Annotated in this window: 1 pseudogene; it reads left to right on the top strand. The window is 39.8% G+C overall.

What is annotated here, in order from left to right:
- Positions 1-34 precede the first annotated feature (34 nt).
- A pseudogene (locus ACNQO6_RS18635) lies at positions 35-211 on the top strand (histidine kinase); the annotation flags it as partial.

The raw sequence follows: 211 nt of genomic DNA, 5'->3' as shown, positions 1-211 counted from the left end.
AACCTTAAAATACTTACAATAATATTCAACGCCTATGTTAGGGAAAATTGCTTCATCGGTCTCTCAGACCGTCAATCGACTGGGCGTTTGGTATAGCGGCTATCGGCTGATTATAGCCGTTAGCCTGCTGCTGATTTATTTACTCACTGCCGAGCAACTCAGCAGTAAAAATATTTATCCAAGCTTATATTTTTATACCCTGATTGCGTAT

It is taken from the genome of Acinetobacter calcoaceticus, assembly GCF_051947995.1.
GTDB lineage: Bacteria > Pseudomonadota > Gammaproteobacteria > Pseudomonadales > Moraxellaceae > Acinetobacter.
This window is presented reverse-complemented; position numbering and strand designations above follow the sequence as displayed.